Origin of the sequence: Stenotrophomonas sp. FR010 (assembly GCF_047520755.2) — a bacterium.
GTDB lineage: Bacteria > Pseudomonadota > Gammaproteobacteria > Xanthomonadales > Xanthomonadaceae > Stenotrophomonas > Stenotrophomonas sepilia.
Window position 1 is genome coordinate 1 of sequence record NZ_JAXBQT020000026.1, and the last position, 14,364, is coordinate 14,364.

Below are 14,364 nucleotides of genomic sequence, written 5' to 3' on the forward strand. Positions count from 1 at the left end.
GTGTTCGCCGACCAGGACAGCAACTTCAACGCGTCCGAAGGCGTACATGTGATCCGCACGCCGCGCCATGCGGGCGTGCTCAGCCCGATCGTGCACACCATCCCGGTGCAGCTGCTGGCCTACCACACCGCGCTGGCACGCGGCACCGACGTGGACAAGCCGCGCAACCTGGCCAAGAGCGTGACGGTGGAGTAAGGCATTCCCGGATCTGTGGGATGCTGCATGCGAAAGGGGCCTGCGAGGCCCCTTTCGTTTGTGCCGGACGCAGTGCGAAGTGGGACAGCTGCCGGGCATTCTGTCCGTCGGCGGCAGCAGGCAATCATTCTTTAATGCGCGAAGCCGCCTGTATTCAGCGGCGGTTTCAGCCGCGGTGCCATTCTCTGGATCGTCAGTTGGTTCCCACGACGAACTGTCCCATCGATGCCGGTAGTGACCGAGGGTCGCAGTCGTAGAATCGATCTGGCCGAGGTTCGGGTTGAGCGATTGAACCCACCTCGTTCGCGTTGCAGCACGTCGTCTGCCGAGTCATTCCAAGCGGCAGCCGGGTGCGCCAGACGTGCGCTGAAAGGTCTGTTCCCGGGGAGGGGGCGTATCGGAAGAGCACACTTTTTTGACTTCAGTGACCTGCACCAGGAAACAAGAATGAACGTCCGCGAACTCCTGCAATCCAAGAAAGAAGCTGTCATCACCATCGATGCCGAAGACACGATCGGTGCCGCCGCCCACAAGATGAGCGCGAACAGGATCGCTGCGCTGGTGGTGATGAAGGACGATGCCCCGGTCGGCATCATTTCCGAGAAGGACATCGTGCGCACCCTGGCCGACGACGGCCCGCAGGCCGGCCGCCGGGTGATTTCCAGCCTGCCGTCCACCGGTCTGGAGGGCATTGCGCCGGAAGCCACGCTGAAACAGGCCATGTCGTTGATGACGTACTCGCGGCGCCGTCATCTGATGGTCACCGAAGGCACCCGCCTGGTCGGCATCCTCAGCCTGGGCGATATCGTGAAGAACCTGCTGGGCGAGCTGGAACTGGAAAAGGCCGTGCTGCAGGACATCTACATGGCCGCCCACTGAGGGCCGCAGCGCTGGAAGCAGAGAAGCCGGGCATTGCCCGGCTTCTTCATTCACGGCGCCGGTGATATCAGAAAGTGACCTTCACCGAATCGGCGCTGTAGTTCGCCGGCCCGTGATAGACCACTTCGATGTTGTTGCCATCGGGGTCGAGCACGAAGGCGCCGTAGTAGCCCGGGTGGTAGGGGCGTTCGCCTGGCGCGCCATTGTCGGTACCGCCGGCGGCGATCGCGGCAGTGTGGAAGGCATCAACAGTTGCGCTGTCGCGGGCCTGGAAGGCGAGATGGTGGCGGCCGGTCAACTGGCCGGCGGCGGCACGGCTGCTGGCGCTGGAAATGAACAGCTCGTCGGCCCAGAAGAAGTCTGGCCCTTCGCCGCCCAGTGGGATGCCGATCGTATCGAACACTGCCTGGTAGAAGCGGCGGCTGGCGGCCAGGTCACGCACCACCAGCTGGATGTGGTCGATCAGGCGGCCACGGTGCAGTTCCATCGTTTCCATACGAACCTCACAGAAAAAGGGGACGGAGGGGATTAAGTCGCTTCCAGCACAATAGTGCCAGAAACGGCTTAATCCCCTCCGTCCCCTTTTCGGGGTCAGACGTTGGCGATGATCTCGACCCAGTAGCCGTCCGGGTCCTTGATGAAGGCCAGGTTCTTCATGCGGCCGTCGGTCAGGCGCTTCTGGAAGGTTACCCCGAGGTCCTCGAAGCGCTGGCAGGCCGCCTCGATGTCCGGCACCGACACGCAGATGTGGCCGAAGCCGCGCGGGTCGCTGTTGCCGTCGTGGTAGACCGCGCCGTCCTGGGTTTCGGTGCCGTGGTTGTGGGTCAGTTCCAGCACGCCCGGCAGGCCGGCCATCCACAGGCGGCGCTGGCTGTCGTCTTCCGGTACCACCACGCCGGCCGGGAGGTAGGCCAGGAAGTACAGGCTGAACTGGGCCTCCGGGAAGTCGCGCTTGTCGATCAGCTGGTAGCCGAGCACGCGGGTGTAGAAGTCCAGCGAGGCGGTGATGTCCTTCACCCGCAGCATGGTGTGGTTGAACACGAAGCCGGTGGTTTCGGCCGGGGCCTGGGCGGCGACGCCGGGGACATCGCGCAGGGCGGGAATGGTCATGGGGGGAGGTCCTTCAGACAGGGCCGTTGCCGGCCGGATGGGGGCATTCTACCGGCCAGCACCTGACGGTACCGCGACGTACAATGGCCGGATCGCACCGTTCCGTCCTGACAACGATTGCCCGCCATGTCGCAGCGTGAATGGGTGGCCGCCGCCATCCGCAAGATTGAAGCCGATTTCAACCGCTCCGCCGATACCCACCTGATCCCGCTGGCGCTGCCCGGGTTCGAGGGCATCGATGTGTACCTGAAGGATGAGTCGAGCCATCCCACCGGCAGCCTCAAGCACCGGCTGGCGCGCTCGCTGTTCCTGTATGCGCTGGCCAATGGCTGGCTGCGCGAAGGGCGACCGGTGATCGAGGCGTCCAGCGGCTCGACGGCGGTGTCCGAAGCCTATTTCGCGCGCCTGCTCGGCCTGCCGTTCATTGCAGTGATCCCGGCCACCACCTCGCCTGAAAAGATCGCCGCGATCGAGTTCCAAGGCGGCCGCTGCCACCTGGTCGAACGCGCCTGCGACCTCAACTGTGATTCGGAAAAGCTGGCCCGTGAAACCGGTGGCCACTTCATGGACCAGTTCACCTACGCTGAGCGCGCGACCGACTGGCGTGCCAACAACAACATCGCCGAGTCCATCTTCAAGCAGATGGCCGAAGAGCCCAGCCCGGTTCCGGAATGGATCGTGTGCAGCCCCGGCACCGGCGGTACCGCCGCCACCCTGGGCCGCTATGTCAGCTACCGCCGCCACGACACCCGCATCCTGTGCGCGGACCCGGAAGTGTCGGTGTTCTTCGACGGCTACCGGGCCGCCGTGGCCGGTGAACAGGACTGGCGCGACCTGACCTGCAGTGGTGGTTCGCGCGTGGAAGGCATCGGCCGGCCACGGGTGGAGCCGAGCTTCATCCCGACCAGCGTCGATGCGATGGTCAAGGTACCCGACGCACTGAGCCTGGCCGCGATGCGCCATGTCAGCCGCCAGCTCGGCCGCCGTGTCGGTGGCTCGACCGGCACCAACTTCATCGGCGTGCTGCAGGCGGCGCAATGGATGCGTGAGGCGGGCCACCAGGGCAGCATCGTCAGCATCCTGTGCGACAGCGGCGAGCGCTATGCGCAGAGCTATTACGACCCGGCGTGGTACCTGCGCCAGGGCATCGATGTCGACGGCGCCGATGCGCAGCTGGCCGCAGCGGTCGCCGGGCAGGGGTTGCCCGAGCTGCCATGGTGCAGCCTGGAAGCGCTGTAGCACGGACGAAGCTCGCGCCGGGCCATGCCGGCGTCCGCGACGGTGTCTCAGTACCCCGCTGCGGTGAAGGCGTCTAGCACCGCGTCGCGAAGCGCATCAGGCAACGCCTCGATGTCCATCGCACGGTCATCCAGGTGCAGGGTGGGATCCAGGATGCTGGCGCGGCCCTGGGCCAATGCCTGCAACCACAGCAGCACGCAGATCACGAACTCGCGTTCATGGCCCAGCTGCAGCTGGCTGGCGCCGCGCTCGATCACTTCGAACGGGTACCACTCCTGGCTTTCATTGAACGTGCCGCCCTGCTGCAGCACCGCCTGCAACTGCTGCAGGTGGCGCGGGGCGTCGTCGCCGGCATCGCACAGCGCGGCGATCCAGGCCAGTTCGGCCGCGCTGGCAGACAGTGCCAGCGACCGCGCCGGTGAGGCGGATGCAACTGCAGCCAGACCATCCATGTAGGGCCTCGTTCGGTACGTGCCGCTGCGGACTCCCCCGCACCCAGAGCTTCGGCGGGCGCGCGTAAGGCCGATGTGAATGCCGTGCCCCCTTGTCAGCGATGCCTGGCAGCGCCATATCTACCGGGCTGCCCGCCTGCCGGGCCCGTACCCTGGAGACCTGCCGTGACCGTTGCCAACCCCCTGCTCGATTTTTCCGGCCTGCCGCGCTTCGAGGCGATCCGCCCCGAGCACGTGGCGCCGGCGCTGGATGTGCTGCTGGCCGAGGCCGAAGCCGCCGTCAGCGCAGCCGAGCAGGTGCAGCCGGTCACCTGGCAGACCTTCGTGACCCCGCTGGACGATGCCACCGAGCGCCTGTGGCGCGCCTGGGGCCTGGTCGGCCACCTGCAGGGCGTGGTCAACACCCCGGAGCTGCGCGAGGCCTACAACAGCAACCTGCCGCGGGTGACCCGCTTCGCCAGTGCGCTGGGGCAGAACCTGGCGCTTTACCGCCAGTACCAGGCGCTGGCCGCCAGCGCGGAGGCGGCGCATTTCGATGAAGCCCAGCGCAAGGTGCTGGACAACACCCTGCGCGACTTCCGCCTGGGCGGCGCCGAGCTGGCGCCCGAGGCGCAGCAGCGTTTTGCTGCGATCAAGGAAGAACTGTCGGCGCTGTCGGCGAAGTTCTCGCAGAACGTGCTCGACGCTACCGATGCCTGGTCGCTGATCATCGAAGACGAAGCGCGGCTGAAGGGCCTGCCGGAAGACGTGAAGGCCGCCGCGCATGCCGCAGCACAGAAGGACGGCAAGGCCGGCTGGAAACTGACCCTGCAGATGCCGTGCTACCTGCCGATGCAGACCTGGGGCGAGGACCGCGACCTTCGCGAGATCCTGTACCGCGCCAGCGCCCAGCGTGCGTCCGAATTCGGCGATGACGCACTGGACAACAGCGGCAACATCGACCGCATCCTTGCCCTGCGCGCCGAACTGGCTGCGTTGCTCGGCTTCGATTCGTACGGCCATTACTCGGTGGCGACCAAGATGGCGCAGGACCCGGCCGAAGTGCTCGGTTTCCTGCGTGACCTGGCCGCGCGTGCCAAGCCGTTCGCCGCCAGGGACCGCGCCGAGCTGGAGCAGTTCGCGCGCGAACAGCTCGGCATCGACAGCCTGCAGGCCTGGGACCTGGCCTTCGCCGCCGACCGCCTGAAGCAGGCGCGTTACAGCTATTCCGAGCAGGAGGTGAAGCAGTATTTCACCGAGCCGAAGGTACTGGGTGGCCTGTTCTCGGTGATCGAGCAGCTGTACGGCCTGCGCGTGCAGGAGGACAGCGCGCCGGTGTGGCACGAGGATGTGCGCTTCTTCCGGTTGGTCGATGCGCAGGGCGCGCTGGTTGGCCAGTTCTACCTGGACCTGTACGCCCGCGAGGGCAAGCGCGGCGGGGCGTGGATGGATGATTGCCGCAACCGTCGCGTGCGCACCGACGGCAGCGTGCAGACGCCGCTGGTCTACCTGGTGTGCAACTTCGGCCGCGGTGCCAACGGCAAGCCGGCCACCTTCAGCCACAACGAAGTGACCACGCTGTTCCATGAGATGGGCCACGGCCTGCACCAGCTGCTGACCCGCATCGGCGAACTGGGCGTGGCTGGCATCAACGGGGTGGAATGGGATGCGGTGGAGCTGCCCAGCCAGTTCATGGAGAACTTCTGCTGGGAATGGGACCACCTGCAGGCGATGACCGCGCACGTGGACAGTGGCGAGCCGCTGCCGCGCGCGCTGTACGAGCGCATGCTGGCCGCGCGCAACTTCCACAGCGGCATGGCCACCGTCCGCCAGCTGGAGTTCGGCCTGTTCGACATGCTGCTGCACAGCCAGTTCGAACCAGCGCAGGACAGCGTGCTGGCGCTGCTCGACCGCGTGCGCGCGGAAGTGGCGGTGAACCACCCGCCGGCCTGGAACCGCTTCCCGCACCAGTTCAGCCACATCTTTGCGGGCGGTTACGCCGCGGGTTACTACAGCTACAAGTGGGCCGAGGTACTCAGCGCCGACGCCTATGCCGCCTTCGAGGAAGCGCCGCAGGCACTGGCTGAAACCGGTGCACGCTTCCGTGATGAGATCCTGTCGCGCGGTGGCAGCCGCCCGGCGGCGGACAACTTCAAGGCCTTCCGCGGCCGTGCTCCGCAGATCGATGCGCTGCTGCGCCACTCGGGCATGGCGTAAGGCGTCGGGTAGGTGCCAACCTTGGTTGGCACTTCACCGCCATCCACGCATGGCGTGGATCTACCGGAATGCCGGCCAGCGGCCGGCACTACCGGTGGCAGGTCATTCGGCGTAGATCATCTTCCGGGTCATGCCGCCGTCGACGATGAAATCCTGGCCGGTGCTGAAACCGGACAGTGATGACAGCAGGTACACGGCCAACGCACCGATGTCCTCCGGCTGGCCGACGCGGCCGACCGGGTGTTGCGCATGGTCGGTGGCCGAATACTCCTGTGCGTGTCGGCGTGAGGGTGCCTGCCACTCGCTGGTGCCGATCCAGCCCGGGCTGATGCTGTTCACCCGCACCGCCGGGCCGGCGCTGATCGCCAGCGCATGGGTGAACGCCACCAGTCCGCCCTTGGCTGCGGCATAGGCTTCGCTGTGTGCTTCGGATTGCCAGGCGCGGGTCGAGGCGATGTTGATGATCGCACCGGCGGCGCTGGCGGTCAGCGCCGGCAACGCATGCTTGCTGCACAGGAACGCGCCGTGCAGCGAAGACAGCCGGCGCTGCCACTCGTCCCAGTCCATGTCCTGCAGCAGCGTGCCGTGCGGGCTGGCAATCCCCGCGTTGTTGACCAGGCCGTCGATGCGGCCGAAACGCTGCAGGGCCACGGCGATGAAGGCGCGCACGCTGGCTTCGTCGGTGATGTCCAGGCGCTGGAACACGGCATCCTCACCACGCTGCCATTCCGCCAGGCACGCCTCGCCGGCCTCCACGTCGAGGTCGCCGATCAGCACGCGGCCACCGGCGCCGAGCACGGCCTGCGCGATGCCACGGCCGATGCCGTTGGCGCCGCCGGTGACCAGCACCACCTTGCCCGACAGCGGCGCAGCCGGCCAAGCGGCAATCGGCGGCACCGTGCTCACGACAGGTCTTCGCCACGCAGGCGGCGATGCCAGCCGTCCACGCCGATGCGGTCCAGGGTCTGGATGTTGCGCTCGACGATCACGTCCGGATCCGGATAGACGTCCACCGCGCGCGCCACGCTGTCTTCGCGCAGCAGGTGCAGGGTGGGGAAGGGCGCGCGATTGGTGTAGTTGCTGGCGTCGTCCGCGGCCACGCCGTCGAACTGGTAGTCGGGGTGGAAGCTGGCCACTTGCAGGATGCCCTGCAGGTCCAGCGCCTCGATCGCCGCGTCGGCGTTGTCGAGGAAGTCGTTGTAGTCGAGGAAATCGGTCAGCACCTGCGCATGCACGATCAGCGTGGTATCGATCTGCTCGGCCGGCGTATCGCGCAGCAGGACCAGTTCCTCGGCCAGCTGCTCAACCAGAGCTTCCGTCGTGGTCGCATCGCTGAGCACGATGCGGACCTGGTCCTTCACGTAGACCGCCTTGGCGAACGGGCACAGGTTCAGGCCGATGACGATGCGTTCCAGCCACAGGCGGGTGGCGGCGATCGGGTCCTCGGTGGGCAGTTGGGCGTCGGTCATGGCGGGCACGTCGGCTGGGGGGAGGACATTGTAGGCGCGTCGCTTGCAACGCGCCGTCTTACCGCAGGTGCCGGCGCCGGGCCATGCCCGGCGGCCAGATCAATCGCGGAAATTGTTGAACTGCAGCGGCAGCTCGAACTTGCCGGCCTTGAGCACGGCGATGGCGTCCTGCAGGTCATCACGCTTCTTGCCCTGCACGCGCAGCTTGTCGCCATTGATCTGGCTTTCAACCTTCAGCTTGGCTTCCTTCAGCGCAGCGGCGATCTTCTTGGCGATCTTCTGCTCGATGCCCTGCTTGACGGTGATCTTCTGCCGGGCCTGGGCCAGGTTGGTCTCGATGTCGCCGAACTCCAGGCTGAGCACGTCGATGCCGCGCGCGGCCAGGCGTGCACGCAGGATGTCGTTCATCTGCTTGAGCTGGAACTCGGTCGGCGCGAACTGGTTGATCACATCGCCATCGCGTTCGAACTTGGCATCCACGCCCTTGAAATCGAAGCGGGTGGCCAGTTCGCGGTTGGCCTGGTCGATGGCGTTGGTCAGTTCGTGGGTGTCGACTTCGGACACGACGTCGAAGGAAGGCATGGGCGATGCTCCGCAGGATTCAGTGGCAGCCATTCTATCGCGAGGGCCCCATGCCCGCCCTTTGTAGAGTCGAGCCATGCTCGACTGCTCTTCACAAGGCAGTCGAGCATGGCTCGACTCTACAATCCCGTGCGGTCGGCGATAATGGGCCATGAACGTGCAACGCTCCCCCTCGCGCGCAGTGGCCTGGATGGTCGCTGCGGTCGCCTGCTTCTCGCTGATGGATGCTGGCATGAAGCAGCTGTCGGCCAGCTACCCCACCCTGGAAGTAACCTTCCTGCGCGGCGCGGCCTCGTTGCCGTTCGTGCTGGTCTGGGTGCTGGCCAGCGCCGGGCCGCGTTCACTGGTGCCGCGCCGCTGGGGGCTGCACCTGCTGCGTGGTGCGCTGGGCATGGCGATGATCGGCTGCTTCGTGTTCGCCCTGCGCGACCTGCCGCTGTCCACTGCCTACACCATCTATTTCGTTGCCCCGCTGCTGATCGCCGCATTGTCGGTGCCGCTGCTGGGCGAGCGGGTCGGGCCACGGCGCTGGGTCGCCATCGGGATTGGCCTGGTCGGTGTGCTGGTGGTGCTGCGGCCGGGCGTCGATGGCTTCATCTCGGTGCCGGGGCTGATGGTGCTGGCCGCGGCCACCGCCTATGCCATTGCGGCGATCACGGTCAGCCTGCTGACCCGCACCGATACCTCGCAGTCGATGGTGGTCTGGTTCCTGGTGATCATGGCCATCGGTGCCGGGCTGCTGGCCCTTCCCGGCTGGGTGCCACTGCAGCTGGCACATGCGCCGCTGATCGGTGGCATGGGCCTGGCCGGGGCGCTGGGCCAGATCGCCCTGACCAGGGCCTTCCAGCTGGGCGAGGCCTCGATGATCGCGCCGTTGGAGTACAGCGGGCTGGTCTGGGTGATCGGTTGGGACCTGACCTTCTGGGGCCAGCTGCCCGATGGCTATACCTGGGTGGGCGCGGCAATCATCGTGGCTTCGGGGCTTTACCTGCTGCACCGCGAGCGGGTGAACAGGCAGGAGCCGCCGAAGCCGCTGGATCATCCCTGAACCGGGGTAGGGCCGGCCGGCAACCCCTTGCGCCGGAGGCACTGCTGCAGGTGCTGGCCAGCGGCCGGCACTACCGTGGGCAGCGGCTTAGAACCAAAAGGAATAACATTCTGGCCCATGGCGCGGGCGCGCGACCGCCTGCGCTGGTAGGCTGCACGCCCCCTTCCGTCACCCAGCCGGTGAGCCACGCCCGTGATCGAGTTCCAGCGCCTGCACAAATCCTATGCCGTTGCCGGCCGCGAGATCAGCGCGCTGCAACCGTTGGACCTGACCATCGAGGCCGGTGAGGTTTTCGGCATCATCGGCCATTCCGGCGCCGGCAAGTCGACCCTGATCCGCATGATCAACCGCCTGGAAGAACCCAGCGGTGGCCGGCTGCTGATCGGTGGTGAGGATGTCACCGCGCTGGACGCGGACGGCCTGCGCGCGCTGCGCCGGCGCATCGGCATGATCTTCCAGCATTTCAATCTGCTGTCGTCGCGCACGGTGGCGGGCAATGTCGCCTTCCCGCTGGAACTGGCCGGCACGCCGAAGGCGGAAATCGACGCGCGCGTGGCCGAGCTGCTGCAGACCGTGGGCCTGGAAGCGCATGCGCAGAAGTATCCGGCGCAGCTGTCCGGTGGCCAGAAGCAGCGCGTCGGTATCGCCCGCGCGCTGGCGACCCGTCCGCAGATCCTGCTGTGCGACGAGGCCACCAGTGCGCTCGACCCGCAGACCACCGCTTCGGTGCTGTCGCTGCTGTCGAAGATCAATCGCGAGCTCGGACTGACCATCGTGCTGATCACCCACGAGATGGACGTGATCCGCCGTGTCTGCGACCGCGTTGCGGTGCTCGATGCCGGCCAGATGGTCGAAACCGGTCCGGTCACCCGGGTGTTCCTGCACCCCCAGCATCCGACCACGCGCCGGTTCGTCAGCGAGTCGGAGCATGTGGACGAGGGGGCGCTGCACCGTGATTTCGATGCCGTTGGCGGCCGTATTGTGCGCTTGACCTTCCTCGGTGGCGACACCTACGAACCCCTGCTCGGCAGCGTCGCGCGGCAGACCGGGGTCGACTACAACATCCTGTCCGGCCGTATCGACCGGATCAAGGACACCCCGTATGGCCAGCTGGTGGTCGCCCTGGTGGGCGGCGACCAGTCCGCCGCGCAGGCTGCCTTCGTGGCCGCCGGCGTGCACGTCGAGGAGCTGCGTCGATGATCATTGCTGCTGCTGGCGGCTTCTTCCGTCACCTGGATGCGGGCAAGTGGGCCGACATCGGCCAGGCCACCCTCGACACGCTGCTGATGCTGCTCGGTTCGCTGCCGCTGACGCTGGCCATCGGCCTGCCGCTGGGCGTGCTGCTGTACCTGTTTGGCGCGCCACAGATGAAGCGGAGGCCGTTCGCCTATGGCGCGCTGGCACTGGTGGTGAACCTGCTGCGCTCGGTGCCTTTCATCATCCTGATGATCGTGCTGATTCCGGTCACGTTGTTCCTGATGGGAACCTCGCTGGGCGTGCGCGGCGCGATCGTGCCGCTGGTGATCGGCGCAGCGCCGTTCTATGCGCGCCTGGTCGAGACCGCGCTGCGCGAAGTGGATCGAGGCGTCATCGAGGCGACCCAGGCGATGGGCGCCACCACCTGGCAGCTGGTGACCCGCGTGCTGCTGCCGGAAGCGCGCCCCGGCCTGATCGCCGGTGCCACCGTCACCACCGTGGCCCTGATCGGCTTCACTGCGATGGGCGGTGCGATCGGTTCCGGCGGCCTCGGCGACCTGGCGTTCCGCGATGGCTACCAGCGTTCGCACACCGACGTGGCCCTGGTCACCGTGGTCCTGCTGCTGGTCCTGGTGCAGCTGCTGCAGATGCTCGGCGACCGCCTGGTCGCGCATTACAGCCGCAAGTAACCGCTACGCATGCCGGTAGCCGGCCAGCGGCCAGCTCTACCCCATTGCCTGGAAACGGTAGTGCCGGCCGCTGGCCGGCAATTCCACGTGCGGTCAACGCGCGTTCGGTACTTCGTAGCCCAGCTTGCCGACCTGCTCCGGGTGCTGCGGCACGCGCTTGAGCTTGTCGGTGTTCACGCCGTACTCGTCACGCAGGCGCTCGGCCAGCTCCTTGTACAAGGCTTTGTCCATGTCCGGCGTGCGCGAGAAGATCCACGCCATCTCGCGGCCCGGGTAGCCGATCAGTGCCCACGAATAGTCCGGGGCGACGTCCAGCACCCGGGAGTGGGTCGGCACCACGCGGTAGAACCAGGTGCGCCAGCCGTGGTTGCCGCTGTCCGGGTCGACGCTGGCGCGTGCGCGGATCTCCTGCAGGGGTTCGCCGAAGCCGTCGCGGTAGCGGTAGGTGATGCCGACCTTGTGCTCGTCGCGCAACTCGTACTCGTTGACGCTGGCGACGTGCCCGCGTTCGATGAAGTTCGGCACGCGGCCGATCACGTACCAGGTGCCCATGAAGCGCTTGAGGTCGATCGGGGCATCCGGATCGGCGCGCGGGGCGCTGGCACGGGGTGATGGCGGCTCACCGACCGCCATGGCGGGGCCCGCCAGGGACAGGGCCAGCAACACGGCGCAGAGCGGGCGGATCGAAGTCATGCGGGAGCGGGCTCAGGAGGGCTTTGCCTGAGCATGGTCGACTGAGCGTGCGCGATCCGTCAATGGTGTCGCAATCTGTGAGAAGGGGCTTGCCCAAGCTGTGTTGCATTGTCTACCGGAGAAGGCTCATGAACACACGTTCCGTCCGTCACCCTGCAACTGAACGCATCATCGAACGCGCCGACCCGCGCCTGCTGCGTGGCGTGCGGCAACTGGCGCTGGCCGGACTGGCGCTGGTACTGGTCTGGCCAGCGGCACGTGGCAGCAGCGCGTGGTTGGGCTGGCTGCCGATGTGGCTGATCGGCATGCCGCTCGCGGCCTGGTGGGCGCTGTTGCGCTTCCCGCTGCCGCGCCTGTCGCGGCTGCCGAAGGTGCGGCGTACCGGTGGACAGGCGCGTCGCCGGTGCGGCCCGGCGGCCACGGCCTGACCTTCGACACGGGGGAGGCCGCGGCATTCCGTGCTAGCGTTCCACGGCTTATGACTGCCTGGAGCTGCAATGTCACGACTCGCTTCCGCCTGCCTGTTGGCCGGCATGATGACCGCTGCCTCGGTGGGGACCGCCGTGGCCGCTGAAGATACCGACCGCTACGCCTGGCTGGAGGACGTCACCGGCGACAAGCCGCTGTCCTGGGTCAAGGAACAGAATGCCAAGTCCGAGGCGCGCCTGGCGCAGACCCCGGCCTTCAAGCAGATGGAGACCCGCATCCGCGAGGTGCTCGACTCCGATGCCAAGATTCCGGGCGTGCAGAAGATCGGCGACTACTACTACAACTTCTGGAAGGACCAGCAGCACGAGCGCGGCCTGTGGCGGCGCACCACCCTGGCCGAGTACCGCAAGGCGTCGCCGCAGTGGGAGACCGTGCTCGACCTGGATGCGCTGAACAAGGCCGAGGGTGAGAACTGGGTCTGGCACGGCGCCGATTGCCTGCGCCCGGATTACAGCCGTTGCCTGATCGCGCTGTCGCGCGGCGGCGCCGACGCCGACGTCACCCGCGAGTTCGACCTGGCCAACAAGACCTGGATCAAGGACGGCTTCTTCCGTCCGGAGTCGAAGGGGGGCCTCAACTGGGTCGACCGCGACACCGTGTTCGTCTACACCGACTTCGGTGCCGGCACGATGACCACGTCCGGCTATCCGCGCGTGGCCAAGCTGTGGAAGCGCGGCACGCCGATGACCTCGGCCACCGTGGTGTACGAAGGCAAGCCGGAAGACATGTACATCGCGGCGATGCACGATGACACCCCGGGTTTCGAGCGCAACCTGGTCAGCCGTACGCTGGCGTTCTACAACAACGAACTCTACCTGCGTGGCGACGACGGCACGCTGACCAAGATCGACGCGCCGAATTCGGCCGAGAAGGGCCTGCACAAGCAGTGGCTGACCCTGGAGCTGCGCGACCCGTGGACCGTGGGCGGCAAGACCTATGCGTCCGGTTCGCTGCTGGCGACCAAGCTGGACGACTTCCTGGCCGGCAAGCGCGACTTCGAGGTGCTGTTCACCCCGACCGCGACCACCTCGCTGGCCAGCGCCACCTGGACCAAAAGCCACCTGGTGCTGAACGTGCTGGACGACGTCAAGAACCGCCTGTCGGTGCTGACCCCGGGCGCCAATGGCTGGCAGACCAGCCGCTTCGTCGGCGCCCCGGCCTTCGGCACGCTGGGCGTGGCTGCAGTGGACAGCAATGACAGCGACGCGGTGTGGCTGACCGCCACCGACTACCTGACCCCGACCACGCTGGCGCTGGCCGAGATCGGCCAGGCCCCGGAAACACTGAAGACCATGCCGGCCTTCTTCGACGCCAAGGGCAAGGTGATCGAGCAGCACTTCGCCACCAGCAAGGACGGCACCCGCGTGCCGTACTTCGTGGTGCACGACAGGGCGATGAAGCTCGATGGCTCCAATCCGACGTTGCTGTACGGCTACGGTGGCTTCGAGATCTCGCTGACCCCGGGCTATTCCGGTGGCATGGGCCGCGCCTGGCTGGAGAAGGGCGGCGTGTACGTGGTGGCCAACATCCGTGGTGGCGGCGAGTACGGCCCGCGCTGGCACCAGGCGGCGCTGAAGCAGAACCGCCACAAGGCCTACGAAGACATGGCCGCAGTGGCGCGGGACCTGGTCAAGCGGAAGATCACCAGCGCCAAGCACCTGGGCGTGCAGGGCGGCAGCAACGGTGGCCTGCTGACCGGCAACATGCTGACCCAGTACCCGGAGCTGTTCGGTGCGGTGGTGGTGCAGGTGCCGTTGCTGGACATGAAGCGCTACAGCCACCTGTTGGCGGGTGCCTCATGGATGGCCGAGTACGGCAACCCGGATACCAGTGACTGGGAGTTCATCAAGACCTTCTCGCCGTACCACCTGTTCAACGCGAAGAAGAACTACCCGCCGGTGCTGTTCACGACCTCGACCCGCGACGACCGCGTGCACCCGGGGCATGCCCGCAAGATGGCGGCGAAGATGATCGACGCCGGCAAGGACGTGACCTACTACGAGAACATTGAAGGAGGGCACGGCGGCGCCGCCAACAACGCGCAGGCCGCGCACATGTCGGCGCTGGCCTACAGCTTCCTGTGGGAGCGGTTGGGCGGCAAGTAAGCAGAACGGAAAACGCCGCCC

The 14,364-nt window shown here is 66.8% G+C and carries 15 protein-coding genes and 1 pseudogene; 9 read left to right on the forward strand and 7 right to left on the reverse strand.

Annotated elements, in window-relative coordinates; genetic code table 11:
• A pseudogene (locus ACM0PK_RS18660) lies at positions 1–195 on the forward strand (glutamine--fructose-6-phosphate transaminase (isomerizing)); the annotation flags it as partial.
• 447 nt (positions 196–642) lie between these two features.
• A complete protein-coding gene (locus ACM0PK_RS18665; RefSeq protein WP_005411115.1) occupies positions 643–1,074 on the forward strand; it encodes a CBS domain-containing protein in 432 nt (143 codons plus the stop codon).
• Positions 1,075–1,141: 67 nt separating this feature from the next.
• On the opposite strand, the gene ACM0PK_RS18670 is transcribed toward ACM0PK_RS18665, so the two are convergent.
• Both ACM0PK_RS18670 and gloA read right to left on the reverse strand, forming a co-directional pair.
• The gene (locus ACM0PK_RS18670; RefSeq protein WP_019660719.1) at positions 1,142–1,570 is read right to left on the reverse strand and encodes a VOC family protein; all 429 of its coding nucleotides are present in this window, start codon (positions 1,568–1,570) and stop codon (positions 1,142–1,144) included.
• A gap of 95 nt (positions 1,571–1,665) precedes the next feature.
• On the reverse strand, positions 1,666–2,184 hold the full coding sequence (gene gloA / locus ACM0PK_RS18675) for a lactoylglutathione lyase (RefSeq protein WP_019660718.1): 519 nt from the start codon (positions 2,182–2,184) through the stop codon (positions 1,666–1,668).
• Positions 2,185–2,310: 126 nt separating this feature from the next.
• Here gloA and ACM0PK_RS18680 point away from each other — a divergent pair, with 126 nt between their 5' ends.
• Positions 2,311–3,423 (forward strand): PLP-dependent cysteine synthase family protein, encoded by a 1,113-nt coding sequence (locus ACM0PK_RS18680; RefSeq protein ID WP_065178017.1) that lies wholly within the window; start codon positions 2,311–2,313, stop codon positions 3,421–3,423.
• Positions 3,424–3,470: 47 nt separating this feature from the next.
• Here ACM0PK_RS18680 and ACM0PK_RS18685 read toward each other — a convergent pair whose 3' ends face one another.
• A complete protein-coding gene (locus tag ACM0PK_RS18685; RefSeq protein WP_134972094.1) occupies positions 3,471–3,875 on the reverse strand; it encodes a hypothetical protein in 405 nt (134 codons plus the stop codon).
• Positions 3,876–4,040: 165 nt separating this feature from the next.
• Here ACM0PK_RS18685 and ACM0PK_RS18690 point away from each other — a divergent pair, with 165 nt between their 5' ends.
• Positions 4,041–6,071, forward strand: coding sequence for a M3 family metallopeptidase (locus tag ACM0PK_RS18690; protein ID WP_414607730.1), 2,031 nt, complete (start codon positions 4,041–4,043; stop codon positions 6,069–6,071).
• A 102-nt stretch (positions 6,072–6,173) separates the two neighbouring features.
• On the opposite strand, the gene ACM0PK_RS18695 is transcribed toward ACM0PK_RS18690, so the two are convergent.
• The 3 genes from ACM0PK_RS18695 to ACM0PK_RS18705 all read right to left on the reverse strand — a co-directional run bounded on the left by ACM0PK_RS18695 (position 6,174) and on the right by ACM0PK_RS18705 (position 8,122).
• Positions 6,174–6,977 carry an SDR family oxidoreductase gene (locus ACM0PK_RS18695; protein ID WP_180885246.1) on the reverse strand — a complete coding sequence of 268 codons (804 nt, stop codon included), beginning with the start codon at positions 6,975–6,977 and terminating at the stop codon, positions 6,174–6,176.
• Complete coding sequence (locus ACM0PK_RS18700; protein ID WP_414607731.1) at positions 6,974–7,540, reverse strand: DUF1415 domain-containing protein; 567 nt, start codon at positions 7,538–7,540, stop codon at positions 6,974–6,976. The genes ACM0PK_RS18695 and ACM0PK_RS18700 overlap by 4 nt, the downstream gene beginning before the upstream one ends.
• Positions 7,541–7,639: 99 nt before the next feature.
• Positions 7,640–8,122, reverse strand: coding sequence for a YajQ family cyclic di-GMP-binding protein (locus tag ACM0PK_RS18705; RefSeq protein WP_005419468.1), 483 nt, complete (start codon positions 8,120–8,122; stop codon positions 7,640–7,642).
• 151 nt (positions 8,123–8,273) lie between these two features.
• Between ACM0PK_RS18705 and ACM0PK_RS18710 the strand changes: the two genes are divergently transcribed.
• From ACM0PK_RS18710 to ACM0PK_RS18720, 3 genes are all read left to right on the forward strand, one after another.
• On the forward strand, positions 8,274–9,170 hold the full coding sequence (locus ACM0PK_RS18710) for a DMT family transporter (protein WP_134972096.1): 897 nt from the start codon (positions 8,274–8,276) through the stop codon (positions 9,168–9,170).
• 192 nt (positions 9,171–9,362) lie between these two features.
• A complete protein-coding gene (locus ACM0PK_RS18715) occupies positions 9,363–10,370 on the forward strand; it encodes a methionine ABC transporter ATP-binding protein (RefSeq protein ID WP_005419464.1) in 1,008 nt (335 codons plus the stop codon).
• Positions 10,367–11,056 (forward strand): methionine ABC transporter permease, encoded by a 690-nt coding sequence (locus tag ACM0PK_RS18720; protein ID WP_065196496.1) that lies wholly within the window; start codon positions 10,367–10,369, stop codon positions 11,054–11,056. Before ACM0PK_RS18715 ends, ACM0PK_RS18720 begins: the two co-directional genes overlap by 4 nt.
• Positions 11,057–11,149: 93 nt before the next feature.
• Here the strand turns inward: ACM0PK_RS18720 and ACM0PK_RS18725 are convergent, their stop codons facing one another.
• Positions 11,150–11,749, reverse strand: a complete 600-nt coding sequence (locus ACM0PK_RS18725) for a lipocalin family protein (protein ID WP_049438993.1) — start codon at positions 11,747–11,749, stop codon at positions 11,150–11,152.
• Between the two features lie 128 nt (positions 11,750–11,877).
• On the opposite strand from ACM0PK_RS18725, the gene ACM0PK_RS18730 reads away from it, so the two are divergent.
• Together ACM0PK_RS18730 and ACM0PK_RS18735 are read left to right on the forward strand one after the other, a co-directional pair.
• Positions 11,878–12,177 carry a hypothetical protein gene (locus ACM0PK_RS18730; protein WP_180885248.1) on the forward strand — a complete coding sequence of 100 codons (300 nt, stop codon included), beginning with the start codon at positions 11,878–11,880 and terminating at the stop codon, positions 12,175–12,177.
• A 69-nt stretch (positions 12,178–12,246) separates the two neighbouring features.
• Positions 12,247–14,343 (forward strand): prolyl oligopeptidase family serine peptidase, encoded by a 2,097-nt coding sequence (locus tag ACM0PK_RS18735; RefSeq protein ID WP_414607732.1) that lies wholly within the window; start codon positions 12,247–12,249, stop codon positions 14,341–14,343.
• The last annotated feature ends 21 nt before the right edge of the window (positions 14,344–14,364 follow it).

What these genes read in the sequence shown, in the direction of transcription:
- ACM0PK_RS18665 (WP_005411115.1), top strand. Translation starts at nt 643, where the DNA reads ATGAACGTCCGCGAACTCCTGCAATCCAAGAAAGAAGCTGTCATCACC.
- ACM0PK_RS18670 (WP_019660719.1), bottom strand. Translation starts at nt 1,570, where the DNA reads ATGGAAACGATGGAACTGCACCGTGGCCGCCTGATCGACCACATCCAG.
- gloA (WP_019660718.1), bottom strand. Translation starts at nt 2,184, where the DNA reads ATGACCATTCCCGCCCTGCGCGATGTCCCCGGCGTCGCCGCCCAGGCC.
- ACM0PK_RS18680 (WP_065178017.1), top strand. Translation starts at nt 2,311, where the DNA reads ATGTCGCAGCGTGAATGGGTGGCCGCCGCCATCCGCAAGATTGAAGCC.
- ACM0PK_RS18685 (WP_134972094.1), bottom strand. Translation starts at nt 3,875, where the DNA reads ATGGATGGTCTGGCTGCAGTTGCATCCGCCTCACCGGCGCGGTCGCTG.
- ACM0PK_RS18700 (WP_414607731.1), bottom strand. Translation starts at nt 7,540, where the DNA reads ATGACCGACGCCCAACTGCCCACCGAGGACCCGATCGCCGCCACCCGC.
- ACM0PK_RS18705 (WP_005419468.1), bottom strand. Translation starts at nt 8,122, where the DNA reads ATGCCTTCCTTCGACGTCGTGTCCGAAGTCGACACCCACGAACTGACC.
- ACM0PK_RS18710 (WP_134972096.1), top strand. Translation starts at nt 8,274, where the DNA reads ATGAACGTGCAACGCTCCCCCTCGCGCGCAGTGGCCTGGATGGTCGCT.
- ACM0PK_RS18720 (WP_065196496.1), top strand. Translation starts at nt 10,367, where the DNA reads ATGATCATTGCTGCTGCTGGCGGCTTCTTCCGTCACCTGGATGCGGGC.
- ACM0PK_RS18725 (WP_049438993.1), bottom strand. Translation starts at nt 11,749, where the DNA reads ATGACTTCGATCCGCCCGCTCTGCGCCGTGTTGCTGGCCCTGTCCCTG.
- ACM0PK_RS18730 (WP_180885248.1), top strand. Translation starts at nt 11,878, where the DNA reads ATGAACACACGTTCCGTCCGTCACCCTGCAACTGAACGCATCATCGAA.
- ACM0PK_RS18735 (WP_414607732.1), top strand. Translation starts at nt 12,247, where the DNA reads ATGTCACGACTCGCTTCCGCCTGCCTGTTGGCCGGCATGATGACCGCT.